Source organism: Vibrio sp. VB16, assembly GCF_015594925.2.
Classification (GTDB): domain Bacteria; phylum Pseudomonadota; class Gammaproteobacteria; order Enterobacterales; family Vibrionaceae; genus Vibrio.
On the sequence record NZ_CP087590.1, the window covers coordinates 2,044,413 to 2,059,969 of the forward strand.

At 41.3% G+C, this 15,557-nt stretch carries 17 protein-coding genes; 9 read left to right on the forward strand and 8 right to left on the reverse strand.

Going from position 1 to position 15,557, the window contains the following annotated elements; translation table 11 throughout:
• Positions 1 to 16: 16 nt before the first annotated feature.
• Positions 17 to 190, reverse strand: a complete 174-nt coding sequence (locus IUZ65_RS09275; protein WP_195703464.1) for a hypothetical protein — start codon at positions 188 to 190, stop codon at positions 17 to 19.
• A 117-nt stretch (positions 191 to 307) separates the two neighbouring features.
• On the opposite strand from IUZ65_RS09275, the gene IUZ65_RS09280 reads away from it, so the two are divergent.
• The 3 genes from IUZ65_RS09280 (at position 308) to IUZ65_RS09290 (ending at position 2,091) form a co-directional block, all read left to right on the forward strand.
• Positions 308 to 862 carry a TMEM165/GDT1 family protein gene (locus IUZ65_RS09280; protein ID WP_195703465.1) on the forward strand — a complete coding sequence of 185 codons (555 nt, stop codon included), beginning with the start codon at positions 308 to 310 and terminating at the stop codon, positions 860 to 862.
• Positions 863 to 1,011: 149 nt separating this feature from the next.
• Entirely contained in the window at positions 1,012 to 1,230 is a 219-nt protein-coding gene (locus IUZ65_RS09285) for a hypothetical protein (RefSeq protein ID WP_195703466.1), read from the forward strand.
• 315 nt (positions 1,231 to 1,545) lie between these two features.
• On the forward strand, positions 1,546 to 2,091 hold the full coding sequence (locus IUZ65_RS09290) for a carboxymuconolactone decarboxylase family protein (protein ID WP_195703467.1): 546 nt from the start codon (positions 1,546 to 1,548) through the stop codon (positions 2,089 to 2,091).
• A gap of 139 nt (positions 2,092 to 2,230) precedes the next feature.
• On the opposite strand, the gene IUZ65_RS09295 is transcribed toward IUZ65_RS09290, so the two are convergent.
• Positions 2,231 to 2,683 carry a hypothetical protein gene (locus tag IUZ65_RS09295; protein ID WP_195703468.1) on the reverse strand — a complete coding sequence of 151 codons (453 nt, stop codon included), beginning with the start codon at positions 2,681 to 2,683 and terminating at the stop codon, positions 2,231 to 2,233.
• 338 nt (positions 2,684 to 3,021) lie between these two features.
• Positions 3,022 to 4,170 (reverse strand): Acg family FMN-binding oxidoreductase, encoded by a 1,149-nt coding sequence (locus IUZ65_RS09300; RefSeq protein ID WP_229638027.1) that lies wholly within the window; start codon positions 4,168 to 4,170, stop codon positions 3,022 to 3,024.
• Between the two features lie 91 nt (positions 4,171 to 4,261).
• Here IUZ65_RS09300 and IUZ65_RS09305 point away from each other — a divergent pair, with 91 nt between their 5' ends.
• Positions 4,262 to 4,714, forward strand: coding sequence for a MarR family winged helix-turn-helix transcriptional regulator (locus IUZ65_RS09305; protein WP_195703469.1), 453 nt, complete (start codon positions 4,262 to 4,264; stop codon positions 4,712 to 4,714).
• 78 nt (positions 4,715 to 4,792) lie between these two features.
• On the opposite strand, the gene IUZ65_RS09310 is transcribed toward IUZ65_RS09305, so the two are convergent.
• The 5 genes from IUZ65_RS09310 to IUZ65_RS09330 form a co-directional block, all read right to left on the reverse strand.
• Positions 4,793 to 5,242: a PTS sugar transporter subunit IIA gene (locus IUZ65_RS09310; RefSeq protein WP_195703470.1), complete on the reverse strand. Its 450-nt coding sequence runs from the start codon at positions 5,240 to 5,242 to the stop codon at positions 4,793 to 4,795.
• Entirely contained in the window at positions 5,239 to 6,495 is a 1,257-nt protein-coding gene (locus IUZ65_RS09315; protein WP_195703471.1) for a PTS ascorbate transporter subunit IIC, read from the reverse strand. The genes IUZ65_RS09310 and IUZ65_RS09315 overlap by 4 nt, the downstream gene beginning before the upstream one ends.
• A 9-nt stretch (positions 6,496 to 6,504) precedes the next feature.
• Positions 6,505 to 6,774 (reverse strand): PTS sugar transporter subunit IIB, encoded by a 270-nt coding sequence (locus IUZ65_RS09320; protein WP_195703472.1) that lies wholly within the window; start codon positions 6,772 to 6,774, stop codon positions 6,505 to 6,507.
• A gap of 308 nt (positions 6,775 to 7,082) precedes the next feature.
• The gene (locus tag IUZ65_RS09325; RefSeq protein ID WP_195705062.1) at positions 7,083 to 7,553 is read right to left on the reverse strand and encodes a hypothetical protein; all 471 of its coding nucleotides are present in this window, start codon (positions 7,551 to 7,553) and stop codon (positions 7,083 to 7,085) included.
• A 164-nt stretch (positions 7,554 to 7,717) separates the two neighbouring features.
• The gene (locus tag IUZ65_RS09330; RefSeq protein ID WP_195703473.1) at positions 7,718 to 9,055 is read right to left on the reverse strand and encodes a glycosyltransferase family 4 protein; all 1,338 of its coding nucleotides are present in this window, start codon (positions 9,053 to 9,055) and stop codon (positions 7,718 to 7,720) included.
• A gap of 345 nt (positions 9,056 to 9,400) precedes the next feature.
• On the opposite strand from IUZ65_RS09330, the gene IUZ65_RS09335 reads away from it, so the two are divergent.
• From IUZ65_RS09335 to IUZ65_RS09355, 5 genes are all read left to right on the forward strand, one after another.
• Positions 9,401 to 11,104, forward strand: coding sequence for an alpha-amylase family glycosyl hydrolase (locus IUZ65_RS09335; protein WP_195703474.1), 1,704 nt, complete (start codon positions 9,401 to 9,403; stop codon positions 11,102 to 11,104).
• Positions 11,105 to 11,163: 59 nt separating this feature from the next.
• Positions 11,164 to 12,513, forward strand: coding sequence for an ABC transporter substrate-binding protein (locus IUZ65_RS09340; RefSeq protein ID WP_195703475.1), 1,350 nt, complete (start codon positions 11,164 to 11,166; stop codon positions 12,511 to 12,513).
• A gap of 73 nt (positions 12,514 to 12,586) precedes the next feature.
• Positions 12,587 to 13,450, forward strand: coding sequence for a carbohydrate ABC transporter permease (locus IUZ65_RS09345; protein ID WP_195703476.1), 864 nt, complete (start codon positions 12,587 to 12,589; stop codon positions 13,448 to 13,450).
• Between the two features lie 6 nt (positions 13,451 to 13,456).
• Positions 13,457 to 14,419, forward strand: a complete 963-nt coding sequence (locus IUZ65_RS09350; RefSeq protein ID WP_195703477.1) for a carbohydrate ABC transporter permease — start codon at positions 13,457 to 13,459, stop codon at positions 14,417 to 14,419.
• 2 nt (positions 14,420 to 14,421) lie between these two features.
• Positions 14,422 to 15,519, forward strand: a complete 1,098-nt coding sequence (locus IUZ65_RS09355; RefSeq protein WP_195703478.1) for an ABC transporter ATP-binding protein — start codon at positions 14,422 to 14,424, stop codon at positions 15,517 to 15,519.
• Positions 15,520 to 15,557: the final 38 nt, after the last annotated feature.

A 15,557-nucleotide genomic window follows, 5' to 3' on the forward strand; every position in this document is an offset into this window, starting at 1 on the left:
TGCATTAAAGGTAAGTCTAATATAACTCTACCCTATAGCGTGCGGTTAAACCAGTAAGACCAACGTGATTTTGGTGTTGCAATCCAAATAATTTACCATTAATATCCGCACCGTCTTTGGGGAGTAACTTGCCAAAACGCCTTGCTGCGTTAATGGTTTGTCCGTCAACATAATTGATGAAAATCATCATGGCGTTCAAGATTCGGTTTACATCGAATTTAGTGAGACCATAGACAATGAACACTAACCGAGGTGGGAAGTGCTCGTTGTCTTAGGTTTTATAATTCCCACCTCATCAGAGATTATTTTGAGTGTACTAGCCATTTCTATCACCACCGTAGCACTAGCCGAGATCGGTGACAAAACCCAACTTCTATCTTTATTGCTTGCTAGTCGATACCGAAAACCCATTCCAATTATTGCGGCTATTTTCTTAGCGACTATTGCAAATCATGCATTGGCTGCCTATTTAGGCGTTGTGGTAGCGGATTATATTAACCCTGAAATGCTCACATGGGTTCTCGCCGTTAGTTTCTTAGCTATGGCTGGATGGGTACTTATCCCTGACAAATTGGATGAAGACGAAAGCATATCGAACAAAGGCCCTTTCGTAGCCAGTTTCATCGCCTTCTTTATTGCAGAAATAGGTGACAAAACTCAGATTGCAACGTCCATCCTTGGCGCGCAGTATTCCGATGCCCTTACGTTCGTTGTGCTCGGGACGACCATCGGTATGTTGCTTGCTAATGTCCCCGTGGTTCTGATTGGTAAACTCTCTGCTGATAAGCTGCCACTCGCGCTGATTCGAAAAATCACAGCTGGACTATTTATAATATTAGCTATTGGTGCTTTCAGCATTTAACTCGATATATCGGATGTAGAAATGAATTGGATCGCATTATTTTTGCATAATTACATTCCAGTCTTCTCGAACTGAAAGGTGATCCATGTCGCATATGAATGTGAATATGTGATCTATATTTGATTTTGGGCTCATTCTCAGGAGGAGATATGCGATATCAAGTTAAAGAAGCATTCGATAAAATTATCGATATCACTAGCGTTAAACCTAATCATTTGCTTGTAACAAGTGCGATACCAAATGACATTCGGCTTGCTTATATTGATAGTGAACAAAGGACGTTCGAACTTAAGTATTCTGACGGGCATTTATATCTGCTAGACGACATTGAACAACAATGGTTTCCTTTAGACAACGGTAGATATTAGTCCATTTTTTTTCATAAAAGGCGTAAAGGGTTTTCCTTTGCGCCTTTTATTATTAGATACCTAGGACACATCTCTCTTTTTTCTTATCCAGTGGAGTCTGACCTTTTCCTGCTGCTTCAACCTACCAATGATTTCTAATCAACTGGCAATAAAATTCGTCAACGAATACAAACCAAATAATTCTGAACAATTGTTCAAATGACAATTGAACGTTCGTTCATTTTATATTATAGTCCTTCAATCAATATGGTCAGCACGACATACCTCGTAATCGTAACATCACTTTTGACTGGCTAAATAACAAGGAATATAAACATGACTGAATTTACTCTTCACACTGTAGAAACCGCACCTGAAGCAAGCAAAGAGTTACTAGAAGGTTCTATAAAAGCATTCGGAATGCTTCCTGGTTTGCATGCGGTAATGGCTGAGTCGCCGGAATTGTTGGAGGGGTACCAAACGCTGCACAAATTGTTCTCTGACTCTTCATTCAATGCTGAAGAGCTCACCGTTGTCTGGCAAACGATTAACGTTGAACATGAATGCCACTATTGCGTGCCGGCACACACTGGAATAGCAAACATGATGAATGTCGACCCAGCGTTGACCGAAGCACTGCGCAATAGAGATAAAATGACAACGGAAAAACTACAGGTTCTTCATGATACGACGCTATTAATGGTGCGCGATCGTGGCGTGATATCAAATGCAGATATTGAAACCTTTTATGCTGCTGGTTATGGTCAGCGCCAATTGCTTGAAATTGTATTGGGTTTGTCTCAGAAAATCATGAGTAACTACACCAACCATCTAGCAAATACACCAGTAGACAAAGCGTTTGAAAAGTTACTTTGGAAATAGAAACGTAGATTTTATCTTCGATATATAAAAGTCCACTGCCTTCGACTTTATTACCAAGCCAGCAACCTTTTGCTGGCTAATTTTTTGTCAAAAATTACGTTTATCATAAGGCATGACGCGAAAATTACGAGGAGTCAAATTAGTCCCAGGATCCTTGTTCAACCGCTTTATTGTGTAACTCAACCGCTTTTAATGACAGTACTTCTTCGATAAAGCGCTCTAATATAGGCACAAATTCTTCTATATACTGTAAACACAATCTAAAAGTCGTCAGTAATGACCCGCCACTTTCAACTTCGCTATGCCCTAGCGGGATCGGTAACATCATTTCTTTGTACAATGTGCCATAAATACTCACCGCAATCGTTGCTTCAAACGACTCTATCGCTTCGTCTAATGTCAGTTCAGTTTGAGAATTAACACCCACGCGAATAGTCGATGGATTCCCCAAAATTTCTGTTGTGATAGAAAGTACATCGAATCGCTCACTAACAAAAATTGAAAAATTTACACCGGGTATCTCAGGTGAGCTAAATGTTGTTTGGTTGCCGGGACGTAAGGCCTGCAAAATTTTTCCGTATATTTTTTCCATAGTAAAAGTCATAGGAGGCGTTGATGCAGACGCCCATACCGACTATCGTTTCTCAAAAGATGATATATAAAACTAATTATTGATTATATTTTCAATATTCGCCAAGTTTAATCGTTAATAGCGTCCCGTAACTCTCGGACATATCTCAATTTAGCGTACAACATACTAGAAATAGGTAAGCAGCTGTTACACATATACATTATTCATATGGAAATGGATTACACAGGCAATTTATAAATGATTACCAAGGCGAATTAATGAGTGCCGATGCGATATGAGAAAATGCCAATTGTCTCTGCTAAAGAAATGATGTGAAACCGTAAATGTAACAACGATATTTACCCTAATAAGTCTTGTACTTCTCGCCTTGGTGATAACGGCGTGGCCTTCGCTTTTCCTAGACGAAATAACATCTGTACGGTTTCATGATTTTGTACGTGATAGTGTTTTTTAAACTCCGCCTGCAGTGGCAGCATATCTTCATACTCCTGCAATATTTGGCTCATGGGATGCTGGGCAATGCCTAATGCCGATGTTGTTAGATTAAGGCGGTTATATAGCCGTCCCATTTCTACCTGTGTCTTTCGGCTATTATCATGGCTCGAAAGCAACGCAAAATGTTGGGTGCTATTTGCGACATTCTGCGTTAGCTTCACTCCCTCTTTACCAAAACTAGAGGGATCTTTCTCTGTTTGAGCACGGCTTAAAAAGAACGCTTCAGCAACCATTCTCTTCACGCCAACAACCCCATTTTGTGGCAAACCAAACCCATCTCGATGCTGAGCAAATTCTTCATCGTTAAAACGAAACATAGCAATAGTCTCCATGTTTCTCGCTCGTTCTTTCTCTTCTATTTCCATCGCCTTAATGACAAAGTCAGCCATGTTTTTTTTATCCGACGGCTCGTCAACTATTTGCAGCAAAAACGGAGTCTCTTCAACGAGTTTTTCAAGCTTCTCCCTATCAGACTTTAGCACCTTCTCATCAGTGTAAGGTGTCTTATTCGACTGCCTACTTAATAGCTGGGTAAACAATGGGTCTGTCTGAATATCCGGCTGTTTTATTAGCTTGATTGACGCCACTGGGAGCGCGGTTATGCTTTGGTTGTCATACTCCCCTTCCGGGAAGTAATCTACATCTGCTTTAATACCAAAATACGTGGCTGCGATAACTAGGCTTTCAATAAACGTACCTTGGCTTATATGAATTTGACGATGGATAGGGTCGGTTTCAGGCAGTAAGCGCTCTGAATCAACAAAGAGCATGATTTCGTTTTGACCATGCAGCGCTACTTTCCACGGCTGTTTATTGTGCGCATTCGGACACAACATCGCATAACTTAGAAGTGTTTTCCTTATGTCATCATAGGTATGTTCTGGCCTAAACGATTCAGATTTCACACCATTTACTTGGTCGAGCAAAAGAGGACTTGCGGCTAAAACAACAGCCCCTGTTCCCATCACTTTTATAAAATTTCTTCTGTTCATTACTTTCACTCCGTCCAATACACTGATAATATACATTCCACGGAATAATTATATACATTCCATGGAATGTATAGCAAGGTTTTTTTACATTATGACCAAAAGTAAGCAAGAGCTATACGCTAACCTATTTATATCATTAGGTATTATTCATCAACTTAATGATAACTGGATCGCTAGGGCATTAGCACCAATAGGATTAAATCAATCTCAATTCAATTTACTCAATCATTTCTCTCACCAACCGGAAAGATCACAAACGGTCAGTCAACTTGCTCAGGTAATGCAGATGAACCAACCTGGCATAACAAAAGTAATTAATAGGCTCGCCGAATTTGGCCTAATTGACATCACAAAAGACGACCATGATGGCCGAAAAAAATGGGTGATGATTAATGATGCAGGCTTGGAAAAGGTAAAAAATGCTCGCGAGAGTTTTATCCCTAAATTAGACGCCTGTTTTCAAGATTGGGATGAAAAAGAGATGCAACAAATGTTAAGTAAAGTGGACAAGTTGAAAACGTGGTTAGATGAACATCGAGAATGAAACCATCAATAGCAAAAAACCTAGCACATAAAGAATAACTTCACGATGCTAGGTTTTATATTGTCAATCTATTCGCCTTTAATAGGCTTGTAGTATTTTTATTATTTCGGATTCATCATTCGCCGCGATAATACGATCAATATCATCATCGTTTTGAAACAGATTAGACAATGCCATAATCGTATGGATATGGCTGTCAGAATCCATTGCCGCTAGAGTAATCGCAAGATAAACGTCGCCGTTATCACTCGACTCCAAATCAACGCCATTTTTAAACACAGTAACTTGCAACGCCGCTTTCTTCACTCCATCCTCTGGACGAGCATGAGGCATGGCTATTTTCGGTGCTAAAACATAATACGCACCAATCTCTTTGTGTTTAACTTTAATAGCCTCTAGGTAGCTCGCTTCAATATCCCCTCTTGCGAGTAATACTGAGCACGTCAACTCTAGCGCAGAATCCACCGACAGGTTCTTTTCTGAAGTGACGACAATGCCGTCACGTCCAATCAAGTCGTATAGACTCATGAAACAATCCAACCAAGAATCAAGCCAACCACACCAAAGTCAAAATCGGCAAATGTTGTCGCTTCTAGCCCTAAACCACCAAGCACTGGCAGCAATAGCATTGGTAGGAATGAGATACATAGCCCTTGCGCAAAAGAACCCAAGATAGCACCACGTAAACCGCCGGTCGCATTACCATAAACACCCGAAGCACCACCAACGAAAAAGTGAGGAACAACACCTGCAACAATGATTGTCCAACCGAATAGACCTTGAATACCCATCGCAACAAGTCCTGCAGAGAACGAACACAAAAAGCCAATTAATACAGCATTAGGTGCAACAGGGAATACCATAGGACAATCTAGTGCTGGTTTAGCACCCGGTACTAGGTTATCTGAAATACCTTTGAACGCTGGAACGATCTCGGCAATCAGCATTTTCACACCTTGAAGAACAATATAAACACCACCAGCAAAAATAAGCGATTGCATCACAGTGAATACAACCCAGTTCTGTCCGCCAGATACCGTCGTCACAAAATCACCGCCAGCAAAAATAGACGCCAACATGAAGAATACCGACATGGTAGTCGCAACCGCAACAGGCGTATCACGCAAAAACATAAGGCTCTTAGGCATTTGGATATCTTCTGTTGTTTTAGAAGTATCACCAAATTTGCTGCCAACATACCCTGCTACAATGTATGAGAGAGTCGAGAAGTGCCCGATCGCAAGCTGGTCTGTACCCATCACTTTTTCAGTATATTTCTGACCAAGCGCAGGCATAATAACCATCAAAGAACCAACTAGAATAGAACCAACAGCGATTAACGCCACGCCTGTCATTCCAGATGTTGATAAGATTACCGCCACCAACATTGACATAAACATAGTGTGGTGGCCGGTTAAGAAAATGTATTTTAATGGAGTAACACGGGCCAATATAATATTAACAACGAAAGCGAAGAACATTATTAAAGCCATCTCGTAACCAAACGCTTCTTGCGCCAAAGCCACAATCGCTTCATTATTTGGAATAACGCCACTTACACCAAAAGCTTCTGTAAATACAACTGAAAAGTTATTCAGTGCGCCGACCAATGCACCGGCACCAAAACCGAGGATTAAGAATCCCATTACGGTTTTAATTGTTCCCTTCAATACGGTTGACACGTCGGACTTTTGAGCAATAAGACCAACAAATGCAATTAAACCAACCATAATTGCCGGCTCTTTTAATAAGCCAAGCATAAATTCAAAAAAGTTTGTCATGATATTTTCCTACAAAAATGTTTTTAATTGTTGTTCGATAGATTCTTTATCAAATATATTTTTTAAACTAATTATGTTTTTCTTTCCTGCTTCTTCTAATTGGTTTGCAATATCAGATGCTGCAACCCAAATATCTGCTTTACTAGAAGCAGATGAAGACAAGTCTTCATGATCGACTTCTGCTTCAACGCCCAGTTTTTTTACCACCTCTTTTACAGCCATTTCCATCATCAGAGATGTTCCTAAACCGTTTCCACATACAACCAATATTTTTTTCATATTATTTTTGTCTCTCATTGGATTAAATAAAATATATATTTTTGTTTTTGTAAGGCCTTGAGCGAAGCATACAAGAATGGCTATAAATCAAACAGGATCTTCATCACAAAGTCACAATGACCTTGTGAAATGGATCACATAAATGAAGTGTATACGATCAAAATAACGGAGCTTATTGATTAAATCAACAAGCTCCTAGTCGAAAATGCAGAGGAGGAATATAAGAAATAATTAGGAAAAAGAGTTAATCATGACAACGTTAGGATAGTATTTTGCCTATTTACACGTGGATATATCCATATGTACAATTATTTACCATAATCAGACAATATTTTCTTAAATAAGCGGTTTACTTCTTTGGCTTTCTTATTTCGCTTGGTTAACTGTTTTAATGAGGTAGGCTTGTCTGAATCAACATTATCTAGGTCAGTCTCACCCGATTTATCTATCATACTTTGCACGGCGGGTAACAACATGCGAATTTCTTCATTATTTTCATTCGCGAGAACAACAATATTTTCAGATTCAACTTTAGTGATGATAAGCGAACCATGCTTGACCGATTCGACCCTGATTCCAACCATTATTGATTCAGGTGGTACTGATCTATCAGGTACATTACCTCGTCTTAATTTTGTTGCGTTGATTGCTCGAATGTTGCCTGTATTTTCAAACGTCACAATGACAGTGTGGCAATTATAATATTCCACTACTGTCACATATCCATGTTTATTTGTTTTAAATCTGGCTCCATTTTTCATATCTAGTGGAGCGTCCATCTTTTTCACTATTTTTCTCTCTTGCATCTTTATGCTTATCTACATGAATAATGTTTGAACCAATTAATTTACACCTTTTCGCGATCTTGGTAAAACAATTATTCAATAAGTATAGCTATATACACTTCGAATGACAGTGAAACGAGGGAAAAATTGCCTAATTTTCAAACAAACACTTTCTCTAAAAGTGCCTTTAATGCAGGGTATGAAAAGTTTTGCTCACCAATGCAATAGTTATTTTTCATCCGCTGGTTACGCATTTCGCTATCAAATAGATAGGCGACAGTTTCCGTTGCAGCGAGGGCCAGTTTATTAGGTTCGATATAGGCTAAACCTTGTGAGTCGATTTCGTGGGTATTGCCTAAATCAATGATATCGAACTGATAATTGGCAATATCGAGGTCATATACTGGATAGCGATAAACCACCATCGGCACTTTAGCCACCAGACCTTCAAGAAACTGGTTACCCCACCCCTCGAGCAAGCTTGGATAAGTAATAATATCGGCATGGCAGTATACATCCCACAACGAATATACTTTTTGACCTTCTCTATCATCGCGGGAATGACCAACCCAATCGCTAATAAAGAGAAGCTCTACACCTTTATTTTGCGCTTTATCTTTCAAAAGGCGGCGATAACGCTCTTCTTCACACATACCTGCAAAGACCAAAATCAGACGGCTCTGCTGGCAAAATGTCTCTCCGTTATAAAGCGTTTGGCCTTCCAAATGTGTCCGTTGATGTGATATTTGGTTTATCACGTCAATCGCGAGTTCAATCCCTTTTCGAGCAACCACACGCGTCGCTTGCAAGAACATCACGTCATTTGGGCCTATACCAAATCGGCTTCTCAGGTCTTGATTATACTCATCAATTTTCCAATCACTATTATGGAAATCAAACACATTGGGCACAACCGTTGCGTCAATGCCTCTTCTTTGTTTAATCTCGTCTTGAGCAATCCTATTGATTACGCAATGCTCAACCAGTGGATGCTTCGGAGGAAAATGTGACGCCAATAATTTACCAACCCCATTGGACGTCGGATTGGAGTATTTCACCCTTTCCCAATGAAAATCATGGTGATGACAGATAACCCGAGTTTGCGTCTGTTCTATCGCCTTCATTAAGCCGATAGCCGCAGGGAGATGATAGCCCAACGACCAGATATTGTTTGGAACAACAACATCGATATCTCGTGTTCGAATGACTTCCATGATATTTGCTGCAATAACAGTCGCGCGGGTTTCAATGGCTTCTAGCAAATCGTTTTCTGACTTAAAATCGGTTCGTTCTACATAAGCGTTATGAATAATTTTATCGTTAAATGGGTCAAGGTAATGGAGTTCAGGAATCAAATCCGCTTCACAACTACCCGCACTGCCGGCCAAATAGGAGACATTGTGCCCCATGGCCTCAAGCGCCCATTTCCATTTATCCATTTCTAAAGAAACCCCATCGGTTTCTCCCACTCGAAAGTGTGCTAACAATATGTTCATCGAATATCCAATCTATGCGTAGGTAAGTAAGTGGTGAGTTAATAAAGATTTTAGTAAGGCAAGGTTAGAGTCTCCATACCCTTCTGCCAATCGTCAGCCTCAAAATTAGTGATACACATCACAATCACCAAAACCGGTTCCGGTGAATCCCCGAAGTGTGATTTGGCGCAATAAACCATCAAACAAACTTGTACTAGACTGTAAATAGGCAAGCACGACTACCTTTATAAAACCAATGAGATTCGTTCTCATTATTTTTTCTCAATAAACAAAACCGGTTTTGTAAAGATCAACATCTTATACGTTCATGACTTAGAACCCAAAAAATATTGTGGTATATCAAAAATGACAGTAGAAAACATCGCACTAAAAAATACGACCAAAGATTTGCAACAGATTCTTGCGGGTGTCTATTCTCCAGCACAACTTTCGCAACTTATTCCACAGCTAATCAGCGTCGCATCTGGCGTTAAAAATCCAGAAGATAAGAAATGTTGGGTAGACCAAAACGACATCATGCTTATTACCTATGGTGACTCAATGGTAAAAGCGGGAGAAGCGCCACTTAAAACGTTACATCGTTTTCTCAATAACCATGCTAAAGACCTACTTTCTTCCGTGCACCTTTTACCGTGTTTTCCTTATACCTCGGATGATGGGTTCTCCGTCATTGACTACTGGAAAATAAACCCAGACCTTGGCGATTGGGCCGACGTTAAAGCGCTATCCAATGACTATGAGTTGATGTTTGATGGTGTTATTAATCATATTTCGCAATCAAGCGATTGGTTTCAGGGCTACCTAAAAGGCGAAGAACAGTATCGTGAGTTCTTTGTCGAGGCTAACCCTGACAGAGATTATAGTTCAGTTACTCGACCAAGAGCGTTACCATTGTTAACGGCTTTTGAGACTGCTCATGGCACAAAACATGTCTGGACGACCTTCAGTGAAGATCAAATTGACCTCAACTTCCGATGCCCACAGGTGTTCCAAAAAATCATTGAGTTAATGTTGTTTTATGTCGAGCAAGGTGCCTCCTTTATTCGCCTAGACGCCATTGGTTTTATGTGGAAAGAACTTGATACACCTTGTCTACATCAACCACAGGTTCATGCTCTCATTCAGGCAATGCGAGCCATACTTGGTGCCGTCGCACCACATTTAAAGCTCATTACCGAAACAAACGTACCACATAAGGACAATATCAGTTATTTTGGCAATGGAGAGAATGAGGCGCACCTAGTCTATCAATTTCCTCTACCACCGCTTACGCTACATACTATCCAAACCGGTAAAAGTGACCAAATTGTTGATTGGATGGCAAGCCTAGAGCCATGCTCTGACACCACCACATTCTTTAACTTCCTTGCATCCCATGACGGTATTGGCGTTCGTCCAGTAGAAGGTATTCTCAATAAAGAACAAGTCCAAGAATTGCTTAAAGGCGTTGAAAGCAACGGAGGACGTGTCTCTTATAAAGACAACGGCGATGGCACACAGAGCCCTTATGAATTAAACATCAATTACTTCGATGCCGTTCGTGATATTAATGCAGACGATCAAACCAACCTGAATCGTTTTATGGCTGCACAATCTATTCTGCTCTCCATGGCTGGGGTTCCAGGACTCTATATTCATAGCCTATTGGGGTCGCAAAATGACATCGGCGGTCTAGAATCTCTAGGATACAACCGAGCAATTAATCGCGAAAAACTGGACGCGGACACGGTCGTAAGTGAGCTAAGTGACCCCCAAACTAGGCGTCATCAAGTATTGAAGCGCTTTGAAAGCTTATTAACTTTACGCAAAAGTGAACCCTCATTTATGCCGAATGCGTCGCAACGAGTGGTCAAAACTGACTCCCGTTTAGTGACCTTCGTACGTAATGAACAACTCGCGGTTGTTATCAATATTAGTGATGAAGCCGTTGAACTAGAAACCTCCATTTTACTCACTAATTTAAATAGGGATTTGATTTCCGATCAACGAGTAGAAACAACCATAACGCTTGCCCCCTACCAAGTGATGTGGCTAAGCAACAACAACTAGAATGTCGACGTTATAAATACGACTTTAATAACTTAAGAACATCAAAAAAGGATAGACCGATGAAACTCAAAACTCTAACCCTCGGACTCGCTGCAGCTGGATTGGCGCTTCCGAGTTTAGCGAATGCAACCACTGTTGAGTACTGGACAACGCAAACTCAATCAGACCGAATTCAGACCATCGAAATTATGGCGGATGTATTTGAAGCGCTAAATCCAGGTATCGATGTGAAAATTGTTGCGGTTGACGAAAATGACATGCCGAAGCAGATTGCCGCTGCGGCCGCTTCTAACACGCTACCTGACATGATTGAAGTCGGATCTAACTTGTCTTTAGCTTTTGCTGAAGAAGGCATTGTTGATACCACTGCAAATACAGATGTTATCAACAGCATTGGTAAATCACGCTTCTATGATGGCGCTCTTACTCTTGTCGAAAACCCTGACATCAATGAGTATGTCGCCGTTCCTTACCGAGGCTGGGTACAAGGTATTTGGTACCGTGCCGACTGGTTTAAAGACGCAGGCCTAGCGCCACCAACCACTTGGGAAGCGATTGAAAAAGCGGCCAAGCATTTTTACAAACCAACAGAAAACCAATACGGTATTCTTATTGGTACCAAAGCAGATAGCTATGCCGAGCAGTGTTATACCCAGTTTGCCCTTTCAAATGACGCTGGACAGTTTAATAAAGATGGCGAACTCGTTTTTAATTCTAAAGCCCAAGCTGAAGTGCTCGATTTCTACAAAACACTTTCTCAGTATAATCCTCCTGGGCCACAAACATGGCGTGCACGTGACTACTATTTACAAGGAAAGTTAGCGATGTTCTTCTATTCGTCCTACATCCTTGACGATATTGCCCTTGCAGAAGCGGCTGCTGGCTCACTAAGCTCTGAAAACTTCAGTGATCTTAAAGGCGCTGCTTTTGACCCTAAACTCGCAAAAAACACGCGTTTAGCCACAACCATTACCAAAACATCGCCTTCATCATTCGGTACTTTAGTCGGGTTCACCGTGATGAAAAACGACAACAAAGCAGAAGTAGACGCGACGAAATTGTTCATTGAATACATGAACGAGAAAGATCAGGTTGTCGCCTATTCGCACATGGCGGTTGGTGGTCATCTACCAATGCTTCGTGACATTGCTGAAACAGACGAGTTCCTAAATGATCCAAAAGGTATTTTTGCTCAATACGGAAAAGAATCGATTAAAGAGATCGTCGCGGGTTTTGACAACATCAAAAACTTCTCTGTTGTTGACGGTAAAACGTTCCCTAAATCTGGTGAAATCTTTGCAAAACAGATCATCCCTCGCATGATCTATAGCGCTACAATCGAAAATAAAGACACACAAGCGTCTTTAAATTGGGCTGAAAAGCAGATGCAAGAAGTGGTTGCTAAGTAATCATCGTCAAATAGAGTGTGGGGTACATTGTCGCCCCACATTTTTTGCAAGAAAAACGTCTCAAGGGAAACTCATGACTCCATTAGAAAGAGCTGAAGCAAGGTTTGGTTGGAAGCTAGTTGCGCCAACTATTGTTATTCTTAGCTTACTCATTCTTTACCCTCTAGTGTATAACATCTATCTGAGCTTTTTTGATGTTCAGCTAAATGGTGACAAAGCATTTGTCGGGTTAGAAAATTACACAAAACTTCTCTCAAATCCGGATTATTATTCGGCAATCGGTACAACTGGCTTGTATCTATTTGGTACGGTCGTTGGTACTACGTTACTCGGTTTAGCGATGGCTTTATTGCTCCGTGAACCTTTTAAAGGCCGGGGGCTTGTGAATGCTGCGATTATGCTTCCTTACGTCGCACCAGTCATCTCTGTCGTCTTTGGTTGGCAGTTTTTGTTCGACCCTATTTCTGGGGTTATTAACTACTTAATGGTTGATGTGTTTAGCCTTTGGAGTGAGCGTACTAACCTAATTGGCGACCCTGATTCAGCCTTGTGGGTTGTCGTGGTCTTTGACATCTGGAAACACGCCCCCATCGCGTACATGTTAATTTTGTCCAAACTAATTTCAATTTCACGTGATCAATATGAAGCCGCTTCTATTGATGGATACGGGCCTATTGGCCGCTTCTTCCACGTTACGTTACCAGAACTGCATTTTGTTCTTGCTACCGTGGTATTGCTGCGCCTCATTTGGAACCTTAACCGTTTCGAAGATGTGTACCTATTAGCACCCAATGTGCAGACATTACCAATATTTACGTACTACCAAGCATTCACAGGCGTTATTGACCAAGGATTAGCGGCGGCAACCTCCGTCATTCAACTTGGTGTCCTGTGCGTATTCATCTGGTTCTATATTAAAAAAATCATGAAGTGGTAAATAATCATGCTAGGAAAACGGTCATTAAAAGGACGTCTGGGATTCGTCTTAGCAGTGGGACTATTAGTAAGCTTTAGTTTACTTCCCTTTGCCCAAATCCTCTCTACTTCTCTCAAGCACCAGTTTGACTGGGGTAATCCATCACTTATCCCTCAAGTTATCAATCTTGAGGCCTATAAAGAGTTGCTCGGGCTAACCGAAACGCAAGAGGTCAAAATACCTGTTGCGATTCAAAAAATACTCGATAATCCAAAGCTGCCTCAAGCAAAAAAAGAGGCGATTGCAGCGAAATACACCGCTAACGACAACCTGTTTCCATTTGGAAAGTACATGTTGAACAGCGTGATGTTCTCAGTAGGTGCAGCATCGATTTCTCTTATCTTTGCTGTCATGGGCGCGTATTCCATCAGTCGGCTCCGTTTCAAAGGCAAGGTAGTCATACAGCGCTCTGTCCTATTCGTGTATATGGTCGGTGGCGTGTTATTGATGGTGCCACTTTATCAAATGGCCATGAACATAGGGTTAGCGTCGTCTATGTGGGGAAGTGTCTTCAGTCTATTTCTCATTTATATAGTCCAGACACTGCCCGTCGGCATGTATATGCTTGGTAACTATTTCCGTGGTATTCCGGTGGCACTCGAAGAAGCCGCAATGATGGATGGTTGTTCCAGAACGGAAGCCATTATCAAAGTAGTCTTACCGCTCTCTTTACCTATGCTGGCTACGGTCTTTATCTACTGTTTCATCATCGGTTGGAACGAGTACTTGTTTGCTTCAGTATTCCTAAAGCAATACCCAGAGTTCCACACTCTACCACTTGCTTTGCAAGAACTATTTGTATCAAAAAATGCAATTTGGGATCGGATCATGGCGGCATCAATGCTGACTCTTGCACCAATTGTAGTTTGTTTCTTATTTGCATCTCGCTTTATGAAAGGCGGAAATACTGAAGGCGGCGTTAAGGGTTAATCATGGCTTCTATAAAACTTAAAAATATCGTTAAGAACTACGACGAAACGAAAGTAGTGAAAGGCATAGACTTAGAGATCGAAGATGGCGAATTTGTTGTCCTCGTCGGCCCTTCTGGCTGTGGTAAATCAACAACATTACGAATGATTGCCGGTTTAGAGCAAGCCACTTCAGGGGAAATTATTATTGGCGACAAAGTCGTCAACGATGTCGAACCGCAACACCGAAACATCGCGATGGTCTTTCAAAACTATGCTCTATACCCGCATAAGTCAGTGAAAGAGAATATTGTCTTTGCCCTTCGACGACTAAAGGTTGACGAATCAGAGATTCAACGCCGCCTTATCGAAGTCTCTGAAATGCTGCAACTTGACGAGCTATTAGATCGCAAACCCGCCGATTTATCTGGCGGACAACGTCAACGTGTTGCGATGGGCAGAGCCATCATTCGTGAAGCCGATGTATTTCTGTTTGACGAACCGCTTTCAAACCTAGATGCAAAACTTCGCGGTCATATGCGTACGGAGATTGGCAAGATCCATAACAAATTTGGTCGTACGAGTGTTTATGTTACCCACGACCAAGTAGAAGCCATGACGCTGGCAGACAAAGTTGTGGTCCTTCATGATGGCCATATCGCTCAGGCTGGCACGCCTATGGAGATCTACCTCAACCCTGTGAATATATTTGTGGCCCAATTTATTGGCTCACCTTCCATGAACATTATGCAGGGTAAACTGTATAACGACGTCTTACATATTGGTGGCTATGACCTTCCACGTGAGAAGTTATCGAGCGTTGCTTACAAAGACGATATTCCAAAGCATGGTTTAGATGTAAAGGTCGGTATACGCCCAGATTTCTTTAATGACAAAAGCTTCTTTGGCGAAAGCGAAGAGAACTTCACGTTCAATCAAGTAACCATCGACCTCATTGAGCCCATGGGTTTCGATAAAGAGGTTCTATTCACATTGGGTGACGGGCCTATAAAAGCGCGACTCGATCTGCGTTCAGAACTGGTGCGGGGCGAAAAAATGGACCTCATTGTCGACCTTTCCCGAGTGTTAGTATTTGACAAAGATACCGAGCAACGTCTCTGATCTTTATACTTACTTATAAGCTTGATACTCACCTATAA

Bases quoted from the DNA above. Each gene is read 5' to 3' on its own strand.
- IUZ65_RS09315 (WP_195703471.1), bottom strand. From the start codon at position 6,495: ATGACAAACTTTTTTGAATTTATGCTTGGCTTATTAAAAGAGCCGGCA.
- IUZ65_RS09310 (WP_195703470.1), bottom strand. From the start codon at position 5,242: ATGAGTCTATACGACTTGATTGGACGTGACGGCATTGTCGTCACTTCA.
- IUZ65_RS09290 (WP_195703467.1), top strand. From the start codon at position 1,546: ATGACTGAATTTACTCTTCACACTGTAGAAACCGCACCTGAAGCAAGC.
- IUZ65_RS09300 (WP_229638027.1), bottom strand. From the start codon at position 4,170: ATGAACAGAAGAAATTTTATAAAAGTGATGGGAACAGGGGCTGTTGTT.
- IUZ65_RS09330 (WP_195703473.1), bottom strand. From the start codon at position 9,055: ATGAACATATTGTTAGCACACTTTCGAGTGGGAGAAACCGATGGGGTT.
- IUZ65_RS09340 (WP_195703475.1), top strand. From the start codon at position 11,164: ATGAAACTCAAAACTCTAACCCTCGGACTCGCTGCAGCTGGATTGGCG.
- IUZ65_RS09305 (WP_195703469.1), top strand. From the start codon at position 4,262: ATGACCAAAAGTAAGCAAGAGCTATACGCTAACCTATTTATATCATTA.
- IUZ65_RS09285 (WP_195703466.1), top strand. From the start codon at position 1,012: ATGCGATATCAAGTTAAAGAAGCATTCGATAAAATTATCGATATCACT.
- IUZ65_RS09325 (WP_195705062.1), bottom strand. From the start codon at position 7,553: ATGGACGCTCCACTAGATATGAAAAATGGAGCCAGATTTAAAACAAAT.
- IUZ65_RS09275 (WP_195703464.1), bottom strand. From the start codon at position 190: ATGATGATTTTCATCAATTATGTTGACGGACAAACCATTAACGCAGCA.
- IUZ65_RS09345 (WP_195703476.1), top strand. From the start codon at position 12,587: ATGACTCCATTAGAAAGAGCTGAAGCAAGGTTTGGTTGGAAGCTAGTT.
- IUZ65_RS09295 (WP_195703468.1), bottom strand. From the start codon at position 2,683: ATGGAAAAAATATACGGAAAAATTTTGCAGGCCTTACGTCCCGGCAAC.
- IUZ65_RS09355 (WP_195703478.1), top strand. From the start codon at position 14,422: ATGGCTTCTATAAAACTTAAAAATATCGTTAAGAACTACGACGAAACG.
- IUZ65_RS09335 (WP_195703474.1), top strand. From the start codon at position 9,401: ATGACAGTAGAAAACATCGCACTAAAAAATACGACCAAAGATTTGCAA.
- IUZ65_RS09350 (WP_195703477.1), top strand. From the start codon at position 13,457: ATGCTAGGAAAACGGTCATTAAAAGGACGTCTGGGATTCGTCTTAGCA.
- IUZ65_RS09320 (WP_195703472.1), bottom strand. From the start codon at position 6,774: ATGAAAAAAATATTGGTTGTATGTGGAAACGGTTTAGGAACATCTCTG.